13 protein-coding genes, 5 tRNA genes and 4 pseudogenes are annotated in these 20,645 nt (G+C 36.0%); 12 read left to right on the top strand and 10 right to left on the bottom strand.

Features of this window, described 5'->3' with window-relative positions; all coding sequences use genetic code 11:
- The 5 genes from OTK00_RS11180 to OTK00_RS11160 form a co-directional block, all read right to left on the bottom strand.
- Complete coding sequence (locus tag OTK00_RS11180; RefSeq protein ID WP_045168771.1) at nucleotides 1-1,215, bottom strand: hypothetical protein; 1,215 nt, start codon at nucleotides 1,213-1,215, stop codon at nucleotides 1-3.
- Between the two features lie 57 nt (nucleotides 1,216-1,272).
- Entirely contained in the window at nucleotides 1,273-2,304 is a 1,032-nt protein-coding gene (locus tag OTK00_RS11175; RefSeq protein ID WP_045168772.1) for a hypothetical protein, read from the bottom strand.
- A 175-nt stretch (nucleotides 2,305-2,479) separates the two neighbouring features.
- Nucleotides 2,480-2,698, bottom strand: coding sequence for an FmdB family zinc ribbon protein (locus tag OTK00_RS11170; RefSeq protein WP_045168773.1), 219 nt, complete (start codon nucleotides 2,696-2,698; stop codon nucleotides 2,480-2,482).
- A 127-nt stretch (nucleotides 2,699-2,825) separates the two neighbouring features.
- Nucleotides 2,826-5,456, bottom strand: a complete 2,631-nt coding sequence (locus OTK00_RS11165; RefSeq protein ID WP_045168774.1) for a phosphodiester glycosidase family protein — start codon at nucleotides 5,454-5,456, stop codon at nucleotides 2,826-2,828.
- 41 nt (nucleotides 5,457-5,497) lie between these two features.
- The gene (locus OTK00_RS11160) at nucleotides 5,498-6,205 is read right to left on the bottom strand and encodes a tRNA 2-thiocytidine biosynthesis TtcA family protein (protein ID WP_045168775.1); all 708 of its coding nucleotides are present in this window, start codon (nucleotides 6,203-6,205) and stop codon (nucleotides 5,498-5,500) included.
- A gap of 153 nt (nucleotides 6,206-6,358) precedes the next feature.
- On the opposite strand from OTK00_RS11160, the gene OTK00_RS11155 reads away from it, so the two are divergent.
- From OTK00_RS11155 to OTK00_RS11135, 5 genes are all read left to right on the top strand, one after another.
- Nucleotides 6,359-6,435 (top strand) — tRNA-Pro (locus tag OTK00_RS11155).
- An 88-nt stretch (nucleotides 6,436-6,523) separates the two neighbouring features.
- Nucleotides 6,524-6,608, top strand: a tRNA-Tyr gene (locus tag OTK00_RS11150).
- A 19-nt stretch (nucleotides 6,609-6,627) separates the two neighbouring features.
- A tRNA-Thr gene (locus OTK00_RS11145) sits at nucleotides 6,628-6,703 on the top strand.
- A 27-nt stretch (nucleotides 6,704-6,730) separates the two neighbouring features.
- A tRNA-Lys gene (locus OTK00_RS11140) sits at nucleotides 6,731-6,806 on the top strand.
- Nucleotides 6,807-6,813: 7 nt separating this feature from the next.
- A tRNA-Arg gene (locus tag OTK00_RS11135) sits at nucleotides 6,814-6,890 on the top strand.
- Between the two features lie 316 nt (nucleotides 6,891-7,206).
- On the opposite strand, the gene OTK00_RS11130 is transcribed toward OTK00_RS11135, so the two are convergent.
- Nucleotides 7,207-8,217 (bottom strand): SPL family radical SAM protein, encoded by a 1,011-nt coding sequence (locus OTK00_RS11130; protein WP_045168776.1) that lies wholly within the window; start codon nucleotides 8,215-8,217, stop codon nucleotides 7,207-7,209.
- The gene (locus OTK00_RS11125) at nucleotides 8,186-9,028 is read right to left on the bottom strand and encodes a 5'-methylthioadenosine/S-adenosylhomocysteine nucleosidase family protein (protein ID WP_045168777.1); all 843 of its coding nucleotides are present in this window, start codon (nucleotides 9,026-9,028) and stop codon (nucleotides 8,186-8,188) included. Before OTK00_RS11125 ends, OTK00_RS11130 begins: the two co-directional genes overlap by 32 nt.
- Before the next feature lie 220 nt (nucleotides 9,029-9,248).
- Here OTK00_RS11125 and OTK00_RS12315 point away from each other — a divergent pair.
- Together OTK00_RS12315 and OTK00_RS11115 are read left to right on the top strand one after the other, a co-directional pair.
- A pseudogene (locus OTK00_RS12315) lies at nucleotides 9,249-9,788 on the top strand (transposase); the annotation flags it as partial.
- 88 nt (nucleotides 9,789-9,876) lie between these two features.
- Nucleotides 9,877-10,026 (top strand): hypothetical protein, encoded by a 150-nt coding sequence (locus tag OTK00_RS11115; protein ID WP_157841002.1) that lies wholly within the window; start codon nucleotides 9,877-9,879, stop codon nucleotides 10,024-10,026.
- Between the two features lie 222 nt (nucleotides 10,027-10,248).
- Here OTK00_RS11115 and OTK00_RS11110 read toward each other — a convergent pair whose 3' ends face one another.
- Both OTK00_RS11110 and OTK00_RS11105 read right to left on the bottom strand, forming a co-directional pair.
- Nucleotides 10,249-12,285, bottom strand: coding sequence for a DNA-methyltransferase (locus OTK00_RS11110; RefSeq protein ID WP_052670815.1), 2,037 nt, complete (start codon nucleotides 12,283-12,285; stop codon nucleotides 10,249-10,251).
- A 1-nt stretch (nucleotide 12,286) separates the two neighbouring features.
- A complete protein-coding gene (locus tag OTK00_RS11105) occupies nucleotides 12,287-13,048 on the bottom strand; it encodes a hypothetical protein (RefSeq protein ID WP_268760789.1) in 762 nt (253 codons plus the stop codon).
- A 185-nt stretch (nucleotides 13,049-13,233) separates the two neighbouring features.
- On the opposite strand from OTK00_RS11105, the pseudogene OTK00_RS12255 reads away from it, so the two are divergent.
- A pseudogene (locus OTK00_RS12255) lies at nucleotides 13,234-13,663 on the top strand (transposase); the annotation flags it as partial.
- A 174-nt stretch (nucleotides 13,664-13,837) separates the two neighbouring features.
- On the opposite strand, the pseudogene OTK00_RS11095 reads toward OTK00_RS12255, so the two are convergent.
- Nucleotides 13,838-15,067 (bottom strand): annotated as a pseudogene (locus tag OTK00_RS11095) (IS256 family transposase).
- A gap of 109 nt (nucleotides 15,068-15,176) precedes the next feature.
- Here OTK00_RS11095 and OTK00_RS12310 point away from each other — a divergent pair.
- From OTK00_RS12310 to OTK00_RS11080, 4 genes and pseudogenes are all read left to right on the top strand, one after another.
- Nucleotides 15,177-15,585: pseudogene (locus tag OTK00_RS12310) on the top strand (IS30 family transposase); the annotation flags it as partial.
- 440 nt (nucleotides 15,586-16,025) lie between these two features.
- Nucleotides 16,026-16,469 (top strand): MarR family winged helix-turn-helix transcriptional regulator, encoded by a 444-nt coding sequence (locus OTK00_RS11090; RefSeq protein ID WP_045168779.1) that lies wholly within the window; start codon nucleotides 16,026-16,028, stop codon nucleotides 16,467-16,469.
- An 87-nt stretch (nucleotides 16,470-16,556) separates the two neighbouring features.
- Nucleotides 16,557-18,740, top strand: coding sequence for an ABC transporter ATP-binding protein (locus OTK00_RS11085; protein WP_408612662.1), 2,184 nt, complete (start codon nucleotides 16,557-16,559; stop codon nucleotides 18,738-18,740).
- Nucleotides 18,733-20,616: an ABC transporter ATP-binding protein gene (locus tag OTK00_RS11080; protein WP_045168781.1), complete on the top strand. Its 1,884-nt coding sequence runs from the start codon at nucleotides 18,733-18,735 to the stop codon at nucleotides 20,614-20,616. The genes OTK00_RS11085 and OTK00_RS11080 overlap by 8 nt, the downstream gene beginning before the upstream one ends.
- The last annotated feature ends 29 nt before the right edge of the window (nucleotides 20,617-20,645 follow it).

Raw genomic sequence — 20,645 nt, 5'->3', positions numbered from 1 at the left:
TCACCATGTTCTTTTGTATTTTAAAAGATTTTTAAGTTCCTTATCAAAAAGAGGCTTGTATTTCTTTCTGTCAACCGGCCAGAATTTATTTTTCCAGCTCTCTATATCTTTGTCAAAATCTCTAATCTTCTTTATATCTATTTTCAGTTCTTTAGCCAATTTCAAAATACCAGGTTCATAGTAGGTTTCCGGAAAGGTTAAAGTTGGTATTGAAAAGAGTTTTATCATGTAATCTATTGCTGAGGTTATATCACCGGTTGCATAGCAATAATATGCAGCTGCATAGAAGGTATAGTATTGTGAATATATCCCGTTTTCAGGGTCAAACTTTATATCATCTTTCTTTAACATTTCATATGCCTCTTTTGCTTTATCAAAATTTTTTGTTTCTATGTAGTAAAAAACATTGAAAACATTGCAAATACTCGAAAACAAATCATAATAATTTCTGTAATCTTCTTGTTCTGAGTCTGGCGTGGCTGCTTTTGTTTTGAGTATTTGAAGAACTTTTTGTGCAGCATCAATGACTTCTGCCAGCTTATCTTTTTTATGCGCATACAATGATGAAAAAAATACACCCAGCCAGCCATTAAAGTGTAAACCATTACTATTTATGTGTTGTAGTGAACGATTGTATACTTCATCATATTTGCCATTCAACAAGTCAATTGCATTTAAAATTCGAAGACTGTCTTCAGCACTTCTAGCCTTGATTTCAAATGTACTTAAACTATTTAGATCAATAGCACTTTTGGCCAGCTTGTAGGCTTTTTTATCCATGCCGTTAAAATATATACCCAGAACAAAATAAGCTTCTGCTAAATTTTGATATAGATAAATTAAATCTACAATTTTAGTGTTTTGTCCAATTTTCTTAAACCCTTCTTCTCCGATGATTTTTGCAACAACAGGATTGCCGTAGGGTTCTACCATAAAATTATAGATTTCACACATCCACTGGTAGCCAGCCACATCACCTTTGTTTATTAAATACCTGGCAAGTGCCCATGAATTAGCATCTCCTGAATACAGTCTTTCGTTTATTTGGTTCCAGATGGCTTCATCAGAATAATTTGTAAACACTTTATCTGGAGGAGCGATATAGATAATTTTCAGAAACCCTGTTGAAATCATTAAACTTAAAATCAAAACAAGATAGCTCAGGACAATAAAAAAGACTAAAATTCTTATCTTTTTGGTTTTCAAGAAGTTCACAGCCCGAGATTACCCCCTCAAAGCAAAAAATCTTTTTTAATTATATATTTAAATTTTTCAGTGAGCAAGCTTCGGTGCTTTTCGCAAAACTTTAACTCCTTTAAGAATTTTACCAGCACCTCTTGTCAGAATTATACTTGCAGCATCTTTACCAAGTTCTTTTACAACACCTTTGATACCTTCTTTTTTCCACCCTTCAACATAACCTTCGACTGTCAAAGAATAAGCTACTCCACCTGCTATTGCAGCTGCTCTTCCCATCGCTTCGCCAATTTTCTTGCCTGTTTTTTTAAGTTTATCATAATCTACACTTGCTTTGATTTCCTGTTGGATTTCCGGTGTTGTTGATGTTTGTTCCTTGCTTAAGGTTAGCTTTGCATATGCTTTTCCTTTTTCAACCCCTGCACCTGCTTCGAATGTTATACCTATAATCTTAGATTTTGCTGTTGTCAATTTTACTCCAGTTTTATTTTTATCAATGATTTCCCCACTTAAATTCCCCATATTTATACTACCTTTTACACCATCTTTCCCGACAGTCAATTCTCCTTCAGTGGTGGAGTAAGATTTGCCTTTCTTTATTACCAGAGTTTTTTCATTCTTAAAGTTTTCTGACAATGAATAGTCAATTTCAAAAACCCCCAGTTTTAGATGTTTTTCAATAACAGTATTTTCAGCATTTACAGAAAGGTTTGCTTTTATCCCTTTCTGATCTTTAAAACTTTTGTTTGAGTTTTGAACATTTGAGTGTTTTTTGGGGTCATATTTTGTAATTACTAATTCAGGTCTGTCAGCAGCTTTTATTGTATGGTTGGATGTATTGTTGCTATTGTTTGTTTTTATAGAAATTGAAATTTGCTGATTTGGTTGTGTCGACTTTACAGATCCTATTACAGTTGAAGTGGTAGAAACTTTGTAAAAATTATTGGGGGATGCAATGCTTTTGGTATTATTTTTTGCTGCAATGTAGTGGCTTTGAGATATACTTTGGGCGGAAACATTTTTACTTAAGTTATTGGACTGGACTGAATGAGAAGTTGTGTAATGATTTTTATTCAAATTATAATTGTTAGTAGTTTTAACACTCATACCCCTCACTCCTTATTTATGTAATTTTTAGGCAATCGTATAGTATCATACTATCAAAAAAAAGCAATATAAAAAATGCACAAATTTTTGTTAAAATTTTATTGATAATATTAAAATTGGGAATGGCTATAGAAAAAACAAAGGGGCAACCCCTTTTCTCAGGATTGCCCCGGTTTTAAAATCCGCAGGATCCTCCACAACATCCACTTGAGCATGAAGAGCCACTGTCGTATGATTTTGAAGATACAATAAAGTTGACATTTTTGAAAACAGGCTCAAGCTCGCGGCTGTGACAGTTTGGACACTCAATTTCTTTGTTTTCCCTCTGCTGGATGGATGCCCATGTATTAAATTCTTCTCCACATTCTTTGCATCTCAAATCATAAAATGGCATACCATATACCCCCATATACATCTTTTATCTATCATTAAATATTATAGCTGCTATAAGCTTAAAAGTCAATATACCATACACGGGTATGCTCTCAATAAACTATATTTTGAGACTTTTATTTTATATTTCAGTATCCTCTTGCAAGGTAAATGTAGCCTTTTTCAACATCACATGCGAGGTTTACACTTTTTGTACTTGATTTTGCAAGAAGTTTATTTGATGATGCATAGCCGATGTAAAGAGTATCATATCTTTCTACACGGGTGTAGTCGCCTGTTTGGCAGATAATCATTGACGGTGCTTTTCTTGATTTTAAAAGTCTTATGAGCATACCCTTTTCGTTTTGATTGAGTCTTTCAAACGGAATGTCTAAAACAACAATCAGTGGTTTTTTCTCAGCTGACAAATTTTTTATTCTGATCCACTGATAAAATGAAAAATCCAGAACTGAACCGCTTCTGGTTTTTAAAAATACTATATTGAACTTTTCATTCTTTTCATAGGGTGGATTTTCCTTTTCAAGACTGTAGTATTTCAAATAGCTCCCAAGGTTGGATTCAACTTTTTTCTTGATATCACCTGGCAGATTTTCAAAACCTCCTGTCAGGAAAATAACAGATGTCTTTGCAAGATTTGTACTGAACTTTGCAACGTACTGCTTTATATCTTCAACAGGAGGTAGATTTACAATGCTGCCTGTGAGATTGTCAATCCAGATATAGCCCTGTGTATTCTGTAAAGCAACTGAGATATACTCCAAGGTTTTGTAGCTTTCCACATTCAGGGAATAGCTTTTGAAGTTATCGCTTTTGAGACTATTTATTTCAACCTCTTTTTGAGTACCATCCGGCATCCTGAAGCCAAAATAAACCCTGACATTTTTTGCGCACAGGTCGAATGAAATTTCATTTACACTTGTAAGGTCAACAGGGGTTTTAAATTTAAGCTTAAAGCTTTTGCCTTTTGTTAGAGAGCTGAAATATATCTTGTTTGAATATTTTCCCTGTGTCCTGTTTTTGGATGAAAGAAACATCGAAACACCTTTTGGAAAGTCAAAGGCAAGGTAGTCAAACGACCGAAGAAGCTTTGTTGTTTGACCTATCCCAACAGGTAAACTGCATTTTAGGTCTTTGTAAGTAAATGTTACAAAACCCTGGAAGTCAGATTTTGCTCTAAAAACTCCATCTTTGAACTCAAAAGCGGGATTTTCTTCTGCCTGAACTTTCCCCGGGTCTATCTCTTCAAAATGCCCGAGTCTGTCTTTTATATAAAACCTTAAGTTTGCTGACTCACCGGGCAAAAGGTAGAGCTGCTTTTTGTCTGTGTCCAGGATTTCTGGTCTGTACACCGAAATCTTCTTCTGTGCAAAAGCTTTATAATACACATCTTCGTAGACACAGGATATTGTAACAACTCCGTCTTTGTAAGGGGTGAATACTCCATCTTTTATGTCTATCTCGTAAGCATCCTGATAAACTTTTAAATAAACAGCATCATAGGTAATTGTATTGTAGAATCTGTCCTTTGCATATACCTTTACAGGATACTCCTCGCCTGCAAAGACCCTGTCAGGGCAGTCTATATAAAACGTGGCAATTTTATCATCTGTGTATTTATAAAAAGCTGCTATTGAGTCAAAAACCTTCCGGGTGTCTCCTCTGTTGTAAAATGCTTTTAAAGTGCCATCATTGTCCTTTGCCACAAGCTGTGTAGAATCGCCGCCATCAAGGTTTATAGCCGTCCAGATTCCTATTGATTGTAAAAAACCTGCAAGCTCTGTTTGCGTAAGTCCAATGCTTTTCCCGTTTCGCCCATCAACCGAAACAAAATACAGGTATCTTGAGGTTTTGTCAATCCCAATTGCACTGCGCGGGTGTCTTCCGGCAATCTCATGAGTAAAGGCCGGGATTTTCCCATCTTTCAACAAAAATGTATTTCCGGATGCCGCAGCTTTGATTTTTTCAAGAGGGAAAGAAAGGTCTATTTTGATTTCCACCCTGTCGCCGGTTTTAAAGTTTTTCAGCAAGCTTTTTGCGTAGTTTCCTGTTGCTGCCAGAAGGTACTCGCTTTTGTCTAAATCAATAGCAGGGGCCTGTTCTCTGATTTCTTTGATGATTCCATCTTTTATGATAATCTCCACAATTCCCCTGTACCTGTTTCCAATGGTTTTTTGAACATACTCGCCTGTGAACAGAATGGGGTATGTCAAATCGCCTGTGAACTTGTTTACATGTGCAATCTTGAATTCATAACCAGTAGCTACATTTACAAGCTTATATGAAAGACCGTTAATATAATCAAACAGAATTTCATTTGAGGTTGTGTACACAAAAGCAGGGAAGGTGTTTTGTCTGTTATTTGGCGAAGATAAAATCCTGCCGCCTGATACAGAAATTCCAATCGGCCAGATCCTGTTGTAATCTGTTCTGGTGTTTGTATAAAAGAAGTTTGCATTTATTGCCGCAACCGGGTTTCTGTCGCTTTGCCTGTAAACCATGTTGTAAACAAAATTGCCTGTGTTTGCAATGTTTGCTTTCAAAACATCAAAGTCAAAACCACCATCTATAAGGTCAAGTTTTATACAGTTTATATCCACAAACCCCTCATCGGTCAAAAGTTCATACTTTTCATAGTATGTGCGAGGAGCTATCTGCTGCACTGTTTTGAATCTCAAGATTTCTGTATGTGGCTTTGCAAATGCTGATATAAAAATTGACACAATGGTTGCAAGTGAAACAAAGCCAAAAAATCTTTTCATGTTAAAATACCTCCACCATTTTAGTAAAAAATAGGCGCTGCTTAATCCTTCAATCCCCATATGCCTCTTTTGATAGCATTGAATATAAGGTCCTTGGTTGCCGGGTGAAATTGTTTCAAGCTTTTTACAAACTCTTTCATTCTCTGCCTGTTAGTTTTACCGTTTGCAGGGCATGGATTTGTAATAACAGGAAGCTCAAGCTTTTTTGCAGCTGACCTCAATTCATGCTCTTTTAGATAAATCATGGGTCTGATTGTTGTAATTTGAGTTCTGTCAAGATATGTCTTTGGCGAAAAACAGTATATCCTTCCTTCGTAAAAAAGACTTAAGAAAAATGTTTCAACCACATCATCCAGGTGATGTCCCAGCGCAACCTTGCTGCAACCAAGGCTTTTTGCTGTTGAGTTCAATATCCCGCGTCGAAGGTTTGCACACAGTGAGCAGGGATTTTCTTCTTTTCTGATATCAAACACAATCTGTTTTATCTGTGATGGCACAAGGTGAAATTCAACATTTATTCTATCACAAAATTCTTTTACTGGCGAAAAATCCATGCCTTCAATCCCCATATCAACTGTAATTGCCACAACCTCAAATTTTTTTGGATAAAACCTTCTCATAAAGCTCAAAGTATAGAGCATGGTAAGGCTGTCCTTTCCAGCAGAAACACCAACTGCAATTCTGTCACCGTCTTCTATCATATCAAAATCTTCAACAGCTTTTCTAACTTTGCTGAATATATGCTGCATCTGCTTTCTTCCCCCAAATACTGTTGTTTTGATTTGCATTGTAGACTATTTTTAATTATATCATGCATAGCAGAAAACAGAGAAGTAAAAAAATTCCTGCAGCTTTCCTCTTGACTAAAACCAAAAATGATGTTATCATATTAATGCTGATGGCGGGGTGTAGCTCAGCTTGGTAGAGCACGTGGTTTGGGACCATGGGGCCGGAGGTTCAAGTCCTCTCACCCCGACCATGAGCAAAAAAAGGCTTGACAGCGGACAATTTTATATGCTAAAATACAAAATTGTCGGCTTCAAAAAATATGGTTTGAGCAAAAATGTGGAGGGGTACCCAAGTGGCCAAAGGGGGCAGACTGTAAATCTGTTGCCGCAGGCTTCGTTGGTTCGAATCCAACCCCCTCCACCACTTAAAGCAAAAAAATGGTGCTGGCGTAGCTCAATCGGTAGAGCAGCCGACTTGTAATCGGCAGGTTGCGGGTTCGAGTCCCATCGCCAGCTCCATTTAATTTGAATATAAAATTTACAGGTGCGCCATTAGCTCAGTTGGTAGAGCAGCTGACTCTTAATCAGCGGGTCTGGGGTTCGAGTCCCTAATGGCGCACCATTTAAATGCGCCCATAGCTCAGCTGGATAGAGCAACGGACTTCTAATCCGTAGGTCGGGGGTTCGAATCCTCCTGGGCGCGCCATTTGTTTTAAAGGGTTTTGAGGCTTTAGAATAATGTTACAAATTCATTTTCTACAGCTACATTGCAGCTATGCAAAAACCGTAAAAAATCAGGGTAACTGCTCCATCTACAAAGGAGTGGTTACCCTTTGTTTTTGTACTTCTTAAGTAAATTGTTCAATTTTTTGGTCTTTTCGGGCATTTTCAGCCGCGTTTTTATCCCGGGCAAAGTCTGTATATAAGGTCTTTAAAAAGAGAGACCCTGGTGGGTTTTTCAGGGAAAAGTAATATGGACACATCCTTTGCAGCTCAGGTCTTTTTCCAAACTCTTGCTGTCATTATACCACAAAGATTTTATAAGAAGGCAAAAAATGTTCAAGCCTTGAGATTAAGGCAGCCATCATATCTTCCTTTAGCCATTTTGGATAGGTGCATACGTGTTCTGCTTCTTCATACAAAAATGCAGTGATCTCATTTGAAAATGCCCTTTTCATACTTTTTAGGTAATCTTTTGAGATTCTGAACACACCCACAGATATGTCCAGTATCTTTTCGGGGTTAAGTTCTTCAAAGACAGTATTTATGAAATTTTCATAGATTGTTTTCCAGTCTTCTATGTATAAAACCGGGTCAAAACAGAGCCTTACTTTCCAGCCGTTTTCTATTGCTTTTTTAATTGCAGAAAGTCGTGCAAAAAGAGATGGAGTTGTGTGTTCATACTTTTCAATGATTTCCTGTGGCGAGAGTGTCCATGCAAGAATGACGTTTTGCTGCGGGGGCAATTTCTCCAGGGCTTTGAAATTGGCGCTTTTTGTTCTGATTTCAATCATCAGATTTTGTTTTTCCTTTGCATATTCAATCCACGCAGATGAAAATGGCACAATGCCTTCGAGTGCTAAAAGGTCTGATTCGTAAGATACAGAGATATAAAGGAATTTGTTTTCTAAAATCCTGTCAATCTCATTAAAGTAGTCTTCAATATTTACAAATACAACTATATTTGCAGACCGATACATGCCTTTCAGAAAGCAATACTCACAGCTATAAATGCAGTTTAGAATATTGCTTGTGTAATAGAAGTTTTCATATCCAAAGCTGTGACAGACCGAGGGTCCAGGATAGAGAAATTCACCATATTTTTTCGCAAGTATGAGCTTTTTGCTCTTTTCCTGCAAAAAGAAGCTCTGATTGCTTCTGTTAAAGACTTCTCTGTAGTTATCAATTCTAACAATCTGTGGATTTGCCAGTTTTTCTAATATTTGTTCTGTTATCGGGTGTGAAAATACCTCTTTTTCAATGTACACGTGTGAAAAGTGCTTAGCCAAGAAGGATTTTTTTGAGTCTGTCAAAGTGTTCTTTTACCTCCTTTTTAGATTTAATGCTGGATATGTTAAGAAAATCAAATAGCTCCTCTGGAAGCTTTTTATGTCGCACAAAATAGCCTTTTAGCAAATCTTCAAGCTCATTTTTCATATATGCTGTAAGCTTTAAGTTATCTTTTAATTTGTTTACCAGAAGATGTATATCATCAGGCTCAGGCAGGTTGTCTGAAAATTCACAGTTCAATCTTGAAAGAGAATTTATTATATCTTCTATGTAAGGAATACCTTGCTCTATCAGATTTTCAACCTCAGCGGGATTTATATTTTCAAAGTCAAGAAAATCGTGGACAATTTTGATACAGTGAATATTGTGAGGTGGCAAAAATAAAGAAGCTGCTTCAAAAAATCCTGCACCTTCCATGTCCACAATATCACCTTCAATGTCTGGTGGGAGGCTTTCTTTTTTCACAGGATGCATAAAACTTTCAAGTGTTGCCTCTTTCATGCTGTGATTTATTAAAATGTCAGGATAAAATCTCTTTTTGGAATGATGGTTTATTATTTTGTTGCACAGGATTCCATCGCCTTTTGTGAATGTATTTTCTTTTGCACCGCAGATTCCAATGTTAAGTGCAATATCCATTTTTGCTGCTTTAAAGCTTGTCAGGGCAAATGTGGTAGCAATGCTGCTTTTTACAATTCCCTGCCGGCTTTCTATCAGGATAATGTCATTGCCGGTGAAAATCTGAAATTTTGAAGGTTCATATAGTTTCTTAAGGCTAAAATGCTTTATCAAAGCCCTTGCTTCCTGATGGTAAGCAGTGACAATGAATATCATATTGTTTTTACCCGCCTTTTATAGCTTCAAAATTTGCCTGACAAAAATTATAATTAATCTTTTCTGAAAAAGCAAAACAAAAAGCTTTTGAAATTTTTTGTTTGTTTGTAAAATTAAATGCAACAGGGGCAATAAATATTGTAGCCATAGCTTCAAACTGTGTATGATATTAGTTGAAAATACAAAACTATACAAGGAGGCTGAAAAAAGTCAAAAATAAATTGTAAGCGATGACGTCCCTGGTATCATAGATACTATTAAAATCGCTTATCCTTATGCCGATCTTGAGTTTGCTTTTGTCCACCTACAACGTAACGTAAAACGACATATGACAAAAGAAGATAGCTCAAAATTCAATAAAGAATTAGAAAAAATAAGATTATCTTCTTCTGATATTGATGAAGCTGTTTCTGCTTTTAACCAACTTTGCAATGAATACACACCTAAAATATCCTCGCTTTTTAAAAGGACTTTTAGATAAAGCTGAATATTACTTTGCTTATATAAAATATCCTGAGGAAATTAGAAAGCATATTTACGCACTTGTGCAGTTTGATGGCATAAATAGCATAATTGAGAAAATAAGAATGAAATCGGGTGGATATTTTCAATCAACAGAAATTCTTGAGAACTTTGCTTTCAAAGAAAGAACTTTAAGCGAGGTAAACGGAAAAATGGAGTACCACTTATTAAACATCATACTTACGAAATCTTACAGCTTTTCAATTTACGCTATGAATTGGATACACAAAATTCTTGACAAGTCTCAGCGTTTGAATGGATTGATAAAGTGTTTTTTACCTAAGGGTAAATAGATAAGAGAGATATCGAAAAAAGCAATAAAGAGGGTGCAAGAGTGGTACAACAGGATTCCCAATCGGATATTCAACTACAAGAGCAGTATAGAAAGGTTTTTTAGTGGAGATGAAGGAGATATGCGAAATAGAAGTGATAGAAAAGTTTTTGGTAGAGGCATAGGAGGTGGCGTATATAGATAGAGGAAAATATAGTACAAAATGGCAGCCACCAGCTTTCCTATAGGAAAGCTGGCATATATTAGCAACTAATATCATACAAAGTTGCTGCTTTAATCAAGTTATAATTCCAGTTCCATCTAAAAATGTTGCATTTAATATTGCAATTTAGAATTTATTCAAAAATTTAAACTCTACGTTAACATCGTTCATTTTTATATATACTTTTCTTTGCTAAAATTTTCTTCATTTTTTACACATAGTAAGTAGATATTCGGTTGAAGGAACGTATAATTTTTTAAGAAAAGTACTTAATTCTTCATCATTTTTATTCTTGATATAGTCTCCTGGATTTTTACCTTTAACTGAGGTTTTTACTGTTTGAAATTTTAAAGCAGTTCTTTCTAAAATTCTTAGTAAACCATCATGAATATTAAATACTTTTTTGAGCAATTTAATATCTTCAGGTATAGGGATAGACCCTCCGAAATCCTTTCTAAACCAATGTCCGACCGTATGATAATATTCTTTTGGAAATTTACTTATCACATCTTGAATACGCATGTTCTTGGATTTCCTAAGTAACGTTAGATATTGAGCTACAATAGGTTGATCTATTCTATAAAGACGCATTTTTGTAAAGTATTCTCCTTCAACTAGTTTCCTTGCACCTGGAGATGCTCCCCAATTAATTCTGTCAAGTGAATGAAATTTACTAAAAGACCCATTTTTTTTGATTTTGAAATCTACTACATCTACAATCTGTCCTACTAAGTAATCACTTTTTTCTAAATCATTAACGTACTCCAAAATTTCTTGTGGTTCTTTTATAATAGGAATAGTTTCTACATTTATCCAAAGTTCTAATCCGCAGAAGGAACAAATGTTTTTTCCTATTGGATCATAAGGATCTATCAATTCATTATTACATCTTGGGCAAAAGAATCTTAACCCTTCCATTAAAAATTCATCTTTTTCCGGATGCATGACGAATTCAATAGAGGCTTCTCCATTCCACTGAACAACAATAATCTTAGGAAATTCGTCTGGATATTTGTCTAAAATTTCCATTACCTGTCCTTCTCTTGAAGTCTTTCCAGAAATATCGCGAACCTTCATGCCAATAAATTCTTCTTTAGTCCAATCTCTTTCTTCCTTTATTTTTGGATTTATTCGTACTCTATCAAGATAAAATTTATATGCCACTTTTGTAGTATCGCGCGACAACATAAAAATGGGATACCATTTACTACCATTAGAAACAACCAGCATGTTCCTCACTACATATCCATATTTATATACAGCGTGCACATAATATAGCGATTGTAAATTCCATTCTTTAACACCTACAAAATAAATAGCATCTTCCCGATGAAAATTTTTAAATTCTTTTGTACACATTCCTTTTAAAATAGATAAAAATTCTTCGTAATTTTGTGCTATATGTACCTCCCCATGTTTGTCGTTCACTAAAGGAAGAGAATCTATATTGCTAGGTAGATTTTCCTCTTTTGCTGAGTGCCATGTATAAGGTATTTCTCTCACTTGAATAATATTCTCAATACCAACTCTTTCTTTAATTATTTTCACAAATTCATTACCCTTTTCAATCATAATAGAATAAACTTCTTTACTTAAAAAACCATTCCTTAGATTTTTAACAACTATTCCTGTAGTACCCGTTCCTGCAAAAGGATCTAATACTATATCTCCATTATTTAGATTTACCCGTTCTAACATTTCTTGGACTAAATTTTCTGGATACACAGCTGTATGCTTCCATGGTGTTTGCTGCAAAGGTATTTCTACAACGCTCTTTTTTTCTCTTTTATAGAAATCTTTGTAAATATTCTCTTTTCTTTTTGCAAAAACGAAAATGGGTTCGTATGTATTTGTAAATCTATCTTTTACTGATGATGGCATATGGTTTGGTTTGTACCAAATTATTATCTCTTCTAAAATCCAACCATCCTTAACCATATGATAAGCTAACCTATATGGGATCATCATAAGATGAGATTTCCCATATTGATTTAAATATTTATCACCAATATTAAGAAAGAAAACACCATCTTCTTTAAGTTTTTGTCGAAGTTTATTGAATATAGTAACTAAACGACCTATATATTCTTCTGGAGATTCTTCTTGCCCTATTTGTCCTTCGAAATTATAATCACGCTGTTTCCAATATGGTGGTGATGTAATAGCTACACTAACAGAATTATCCTTAATAAATTCTAAGCCCGCCCATACATCTCCATGTATTATTATATCTTTCTTCATCTTATCTCTCCACCCATACCGGAATTTTATATTTCTTTTCAGAAAAACCTACTAGCTCCTCTTGGGAATAATTACTGTTTTTAAACAAAAATTCTACTCTAAATACATTTTTTCCTCTTTGGTTACTCAGAAGTACGAATCTTGGCTCTTCTTTAAAAGCATATCTTGGGGTTCCCTTATTTTTTCCTTTATGTAATATCTTATCTTCATATATTTCATACAACTCTCCATTAGGCATACAAACAAGAAGGATACTGAATATTTCTTCAGATGCATGTTTGTGTAAAATATAGATAAAATAAGTTAAAGTCGGTTTATTATATTCGCATCCATTTTTTATAAAAGTTTTTGAGTAATAGGTAGGTAAATTAGGAGACGATCCAACTTTGAATAATGGATAAGAAGTTTGATTACATTGAATAGCAATTTTACCTTTATAATCTTCCCAATTTGAATCTGAAATTGTTTTTATATCTATATGTATAAAAGAATCAAAAGTCTCATACATTAAATCTGCTCCAATAGGAGAAGAGTTAGGTATTTTCATACCTTGTGAGAAAACATGATGAAATATTCTCTCAGCACCCTTGTCTAAGTCTGATGATTGATTATGCTTTGTTTTAATAAAAATATTATACCAATCATTTTTTATCTCAAGTCTATAGATAAGCCCCTTTTTAATATCTTGAAAATTATCTAAAAAATAATAACGTATTCGCTCTAAATGAACATATTCTAGTTCCTCTATTTCTAACAAACTCATTTTTTTTATTTGACTATTTGCCATTACCTTTGGGCACAAAAATTTTTATCTACACTCCTGTTTAGTAGAGAAAATGTGCCCTTTCCTCCCTTCCTACTCGTAATTGAAATATGTGTTTAGAATTTACTTCTATAACTATTCTACCACTTATTAATCTAAAGACAATAGGCTTATTGTAAAATTAAATGCAACATGTATCTTTTAAACACCTAAATAATTATGAACGCGGCGAAATTTCTACTTTGTTTAAAAGAAAACAAAAATATTCGTTATATTGCTAGAAAATTAGGTCGTAGTCCAAGTACTATCTCCTACGAAATTAACCGTGGTACTATAGTGCAGCTTAAAAGTGATTTATCTATATTCACAAAATATTTCCCTGAAACAGGTCAGGATGTATATGAAAAAACCGTTCAAATTGCGTAGCAAAATTTAAATTAGCTGAAGTAGAAGATTTTTTTGAATATGCTGAAACTAAAATATTTAAAGATAAATGGTCTATAGATGCTGTCGTTGGCTATTGCAAGAAAGATCTTAAACTAGAATGATAAATACATTGTTTCTGCTAAAATTTTATTCAATTATATCGACAAAGATTTTTTATCGGTCAAGTCCAAATTTTTGTGTAAAATCCCTCTGGTTAGAATATGGATCGTCTTTATCAGCACCGTTCAATTCATTGTACTGCCTACGACCATTGGTGTGAAGGATATGCTACGCCGGGCTTTCGCCTGTTCTTGACACCAATGGTCTTAAGCAGTTATTAAAAACTAACGATGGTGATAAAGGTTATTTTATTGAAATAACCTTATCCTCCACTCTTTCCATAATTCTTTTTTGCCACTCGAAATACTCAGTCATATCTGAATACTTCCTCCCTGAAGCCCATTTCTCATCCTGTTCCATTAACAGAGCTCCTATTAAACGAATACCAGACTCTCGGTTTGGAAATATTCTTATAACTCTTTCACGACGACGAATTTCTTCATTTAACCGTTCTGACATATTAGTAGTACGAAGTTTCCTTCGATAAGGCTCAGGAAGTTTTAAAACTGCTATTGCGTCTTCAAACCCTTCTTCTAAAATCTCCATTGCTTTTGGAGCTTTATCTCTATATTCATCTAATACTTGATTTAATAGCATTCTTGCTGCTGAGGGATCTGGTGCTTCAAATATGGCTCTTAGTTTGGCATGTAATTCTCTTTGTAAAGCCTTTGGAGACTTATCAAGGATATTTCTCATAAAATGTGTTTGGCACCTTTGCCACGTAGCTCCCTGGAAGTGCCGACAAATAGCTTGTACAAGGCTACTTATGATGGTCCGAAACTACTAAATCAACTCCAATAAAGCCCTCTTTGCTTCAGCCATGAAAAGAATTCACTTAAAGCTATCTTCTGATTCACTGTCTCCTATCATAAGACCTAATACTTCTCTATAGCCATCTTCATTTATGCCTACAGCAATTAATACGCTGCGTTGACGAACACGTCCCTCTTCTCTTACTTTTATCACTATTGCATCAACTATAACAAAGGGAAAGCTTTTTTCTTTTAAAGGTCTTGAATTCCACGCTGTAATAATAGGATCGAGATTTTTGCAAAGCTCGGAAATTGTAGATTTTGAAAATTCAGTTCCACAAAGTTCATAAGTGATTTCTTCGATTTTCCGGGTAGATACTCCATTAACCACCATCTCCATTAGTGCTAACAAAAGAGCCTGCTCACTTCTCTGGTAACCAGCAAAAAGATCAGTGCTAAATTTACCATTACGAAGTCGTGGAACTCTTAAAGTAAGAGTCCCCACCCTGGTAACTAAACTTCTTGAATAATAACCATTTCGATAATCCTGTCTTTCTTCTGTCCTTTCATAAGATTTAGCTTTAACTTGTTCAGTAGATTGAGCTGCTAAAATTTTATTAAGTACAGACTCTAATAATTTAGCTAACTTTTCATCTTTTGTTCCTTTTACAAAAAGGTAATGCAAAATTTCAAAGTCTATGGTAATATTGTATTGAGCCATTTCCTATCCCTCCAGTTAGATTTTTGGTTTGTTTCTATTTCTATTCTAACCAGAGGGTGGGGAATGGCTCAACCCATTTTTACACAATATATGTAGACTTAACTTACTAAACAAACGTATCATGGGTAAAAGCATTGATACTAGACCAGAAGAGGTAAATAACCGTGAAAGTTTTGGGCATGGAGAAATAGATACTGTTATTGGGAACAAATTTGATGATAATGCTATCTTAACATTGACCGAACATAAAACTTGTTATAAATTACGCTCCTATAAGATACTAAAGACAGTAAATCTGTTAATTATGCATTAACAAAACTTAAAAAATATATGGAATAAATTATGCAATATATTTAAAATTATAACTTCCGACAAAGGTGTAGAATTTAGTAATTTGGAAAGTGCCTTAAAAGAATATGGCACAAAGGTATATTATACTCACCCCTATTCTTCTTATGGAGTGAGTTACTAATGAACGTCATAATGGACTTATACGTCGATTTATTCCTAAGGGCAAAAATCAAAAACTTACCTAAATGGTACAATTGAAAGAGTTCAAAATTGGCTTGATAACCTGCCACGAAAATTATTAAGCTATAAAACACCAAAGAAATTTTTTCTTTGAAGAATTAACTAGGGTTTATTAAGCTCACATATAGCTTTTTATAGAGCTCACTTGGGATTTATAAGGGTAAAGCTTCACCTTCTACGCAGCCCTTGACAAATTCCTGCTTTTGCTTTGTTTCATTAATTAAAATGAGCTTAAGATTAAGTATGGTTTAAACTAAACCTATTCTACATGATTTTCACTAGGTGTTGCATTTAATATTGCAATTTAACTTCGAGAGATTTTTTGTTTGACTATTGACATAATAGAAAAAAGTGCGTAAAATAAATAGCATGCAAATATTTCTTATACGAAATATTATGGTGCAAATAGATTGAAAGGGGTGCAAGGATGAATGATATTACCAAAGGGATGAGAATAATTGAGCTTGTGAAGGATATAATGAAGGCTGTGAAAAAGATTAGCAGGCAGCAATTTGACAGCCTTGAGCTCACAGCACCGCAGGGTATGCTTCTGGGGCATTTGTGCAGGTATGGAAGGATGAAGGTAAGCGATTTGAGCCAGAAGATGGGGCTGACAAACAGCACTGTTTCGGGGATAATTGACAGGCTTGAAAAGCAGGGGATGGTTAAAAGAGTAAGAAGCCAGGAAGATAGAAGAGTTGTGTATGTTGAGATTATGCCAGAGGTTAAAGGGGCATTTGAGAAAAATTTTAAAGACATGGAGAGAAAATTTGAGGAGATACTCTCAAGAGCAGATGAAGAAGAAATAAATACAATACTGACAGGGCTTGAAACTTTGAAAAAGGTTCTTGAAAGATATACAAAGCATTAAAAATATTAAAAAACCAAATTCTAAAGAAGGTGATGTGGCTTGGCAAAAATTATTGGATATATCAAACCATATATTGCACTTTTGTTCATGGCTATATTCTTTGTAGTTGTTCAGGCTATGAGCGATCTGGCACTTCCGGATTATATGTCAATTATTGTTAACAAAGGTATCCAGCAGGGCGGGATTGTCAATGCAGTGCCTGAAGTGATACGAAAGGACAGGATGGATAAGCTTTTGATATTTGTATCGGACAGTGAAAAGGAAATGATTTTGGACAGCTACAGACTCATTGATAGCTCAAGCAAAGACTACCAGAAGTATTTAAAAAAGTATCCGGTGCTGAAAAAAGAAGCTGTGTATGTACTGAAAAATGTTGATAAGCAAAGGATAGATAAGATGAATATACCAATGGCAAAAGCCCTTCTGACAGTTGCGGGGATTGAAAAGGCAAAGAAAAACGCCAAAAATGGTGTGATTGAATTTAACGGAAGGCAGATACCGGCAAATGTAGACCTTTTTATGATTCTTTCAAAGCTGCCAGAAGAGCAGAGATCCAGAATTGAAGATGAGATAAACAAAAAGTTCTCGGCACTGGGCGATAGCATGATTGTGCAGGCGGCAGCTGCAGTTGTGAAAGATGAGTACAAAGAGGTCGGGGTTGACACAGCAGCTTTGCAAACGAGGTATATTCTTCATATGGGGCTTTTGATGTTTTTGATAACAATTTTGAGTGCATTTTCAACTGTGATGGTAGCATTTTTTGGTTCAAAAGTGGCAGCGGGTGTTGCAAGAGATCTGAGAAAGGACCTTTTCACAAGAGTGGAGAGTTTCTCAATAGCTGAGTTTGAAAAGTTTTCAACAGCTTCTTTGATAACAAGGACAACAAACGACGTTATGCAGATACAGATGCTATTTTTGATAATGATAAGAATGGTGTTCTATGCCCCTGTGATGGGCGTTGGTGGTATATTCAAGGCACTTGCAAAGAGCCATTCTATGTCGTGGATTATAGCTCTGGCGGTTGGTATTTTGATTTGCCTGATTGCTGTTCTTTACAGGGTGGCAATGCCAAAGTTTAAACTTATGCAAAAGCTGATCGACAGGCTGAACCTTGTTGCAAGGGAAAACCTCTCAGGTATTATGGTTGTCAGAGCATTCAACAGTGAGGAGTTTGAAGAGAAGCGATTTGACGATGCCAACAGAGATTTGACAAAAGTAGGGCTTTTTGTAAACAGGACAATGGCAGTTCTGTTTCCTACAATGATGTTTATAATGAACTCGGTAACCCTTTTGATAGTATGGGTTGGGGCTCACCAGATTCAAAATTCAAGCATGCAGGTTGGCGATATGCTGGCTTTCATGCAGTACTCAATCCAGATTATATTCGCATTTTTGATGATGTCCGCGCTATTTATCATGATACCAAGGGCTTCTGTTTCTGCAGAGCGTATTGCTGAGGTGCTGTCAACAGAACCTTCCATAAAAGATCCACAGAATCCAAAGAGCTTTGATGAGAGCAAAAAAGGCATGGTTGAGTTCAGGAATGTCTCGTTTAAATACCCGGGTGCAGAGGAGTATGTGCTCAAAAACATAAGCTTTACAATTTTACCCGGGCAACAGGTTGGAATAATCGGCTGCACAGGCTCAGGGAAGAGCACGCTTGTGAACCTGATTATGAGATTTTACGATGCAACAGAAGGTCAGGTTCTGGTTGACGGTGTGGATGTCAGAGAAGTAAGACAGGCAAATTTGAGAAAGAAAATAGGCTATGTTCCACAAAAAAGCTGGCTTTTCAGCGGCACTATAAAGTCGAATCTGAAATATGGCAGGGATGATGCAACAGATGAAGAGATTGTAGAGGCAGCAGAGATTGCCCAGGCGCTTGAGTTTATAGAGGAAAAGCCAGACAGGTTTGACACAGAGATTGCCCAGGGCGGCACAAATGTGTCAGGCGGGCAAAAGCAAAGACTTTCTATTGCAAGGGCTCTTGTTAAAAAGCCCGAGATTTACATCTTTGATGAAAGCTTTTCGGCTCTTGACTTTAGAACGGAGCTTGCCCTGAGAAGGAAACTCAGAGAAAGGCTGAAAGATGCAACTGTCATTATGGTTTCGCAAAGGGTTGCCACTATGATGCATGCCGACAGGATTATAGTGCTGGATGATGGGGAACTTGTTGGAATAGGCACACATGAAGAGCTTATGAAAACATGTCCTACCTACAGAGAAATAGCTCTATCACAGCTACCGGAGGAGGAAATTGTTCATGAGTAGGGAGCAAAACATCAGTCAAAGACCTTTGCATACAGGACCCCGAAGAGGTTTTGGTTATGGACCTGGACCGCGTGGTTTTGTCCCGGGTGAGAAAGCCAAGGATTTTAAGGGGACAATGAAAAAGCTCATTGGATATCTTTCTGATTATAAACTTTCTTTGATTTTTGTATTGATTCTGGCAATTTCAAGCACTGCATTTTCAATTGCAGGACCAAAGATACTTTCAAAGGCGATTACAAAGATTTTTGAAGGCGTTATGAGCAGGATAACAGGGCAGGGCAATGGCATAGATTTTGAATATGTGGGCAGGATTTTGATCATCCTGCTTGCTCTGTATGTTATAAGCAGCCTCTTTGGATACCTTCAGGGCTGGATTATGTCTGGTATTACCATGAAGGTTACCTACAGATTCAGGAAAGAGATTTCAGAAAAGATAAACAGACTTCCGCTTAAGTATTTTGAAAGCACTAACCAGGGCGAAATCCTGTCAAGGATTACAAACGATGTTGATACAATCACACAGACTCTCAACCAGAGCATGACACAGATAATTACCTCTGTCACAATGGTAATTGGTGTATTTATAATGATGCTCAGCATAAACTGGCTGATGACACTGGTTGCACTTTTGATTATACCGGTATCTTCAATGGTTATTATGTTTATAATAAAGAAATCTCAAAAATACTTCAAACAGCAGCAGGACTATCTCGGGCATCTAAACGGTCATATAGAAGAGATGTATGGCGGGCATCATATAGTCAAAGCCTTTAATAGAGAGCAAAAAAGTATAGAGAAGTTTGAAAAGCTAAATAGCACACTCTACAGCGCTGCATGGAAGTCGCAGTTTTTAACCGGTGTTATGATGCCGCTTATGAACGTTATAGGGAATCTTGGCTATGTGGCAGTGACTGTGCTTGGTAGCTGGCTTGTTGTAAAAAACAGGATTGAAGTTGGTGACATTCAGGCATTTATCCAGTATATAAGGTTATTTACCCAGCCAATTGCCCAGATTGCAAATATCTCAAATATCCTGCAGCAGACTGCTGCATGTGCCGAAAGGGTATTCGAATTTCTGGAAGAAGAGGAAGAGACACCTGATAATCCCAAGCAAATAGACCTTGAGAGTATAAAAGGTGATGTTGAATTCAGGAATGTCAGGTTTGGTTACAGACCGGATAAGACTGTCATAAACAATTTCTCTGCGAAGATAAAAGCAGGTCAGAAGGTTGCTATTGTTGGACCGACCGGTGCCGGTAAGACTACCATTGTAAAGCTTCTTATGAGGTTTTACGATGTGAATGACGGTGCTATTCTGATTGATGGGCATGATATAAGAGAATTTTCACGCAAAGACCTCAGGTCCTTATTTGGCATGGTTTTGCAGGACACATGGCTTTACAATGGAACCATTAAAGAGAATATAAAATACGGAAAGCCAGATGCAACAGATGATGAGGTAATAAGAGCAGCAAAGCTTGCGCACATAGACCATTATATAAGAACATTGCCGGATGGATATGACACAGTTTTGAATGAAGAGACCACAAACATTTCCCAGGGACAGAAGCAGCTTCTGACAATTGCAAGGGCTATCCTTAAAAATCCCAGGATTTTGATTCTTGATGAGGCCACAAGCTCTGTTGATACACTGACAGAGCTGCAAATCCAGAAAGCAATGGACAATCTGATGAAGGGCAGGACCTCTTTTGTAATTGCCCACAGAATTTCTACAATAAGAGATGCTGATTTGATACTTGTCATGGACCATGGCGATATTGTGGAGATGGGCACACACAAAGAACTTCTCAAAAAAGGCGGATTTTACGCAAAGCTTTACTACAGCCAGTTTGAAAAAGAAGAGCTGGCAGGTTAAACAGAAAGCAAAAAAAAGGGGCTGATTTT

The sequence above is a fragment of the Caldicellulosiruptor morganii genome, from assembly GCF_026810225.1.
In the GTDB taxonomy this organism is placed as follows: Bacteria; Bacillota; Thermoanaerobacteria; order Caldicellulosiruptorales; family Caldicellulosiruptoraceae; genus Caldicellulosiruptor; species Caldicellulosiruptor morganii.
The sequence above is the reverse complement of the archived record's forward strand: the minus strand, read 5'-3'. Positions and strand labels throughout refer to the sequence as shown.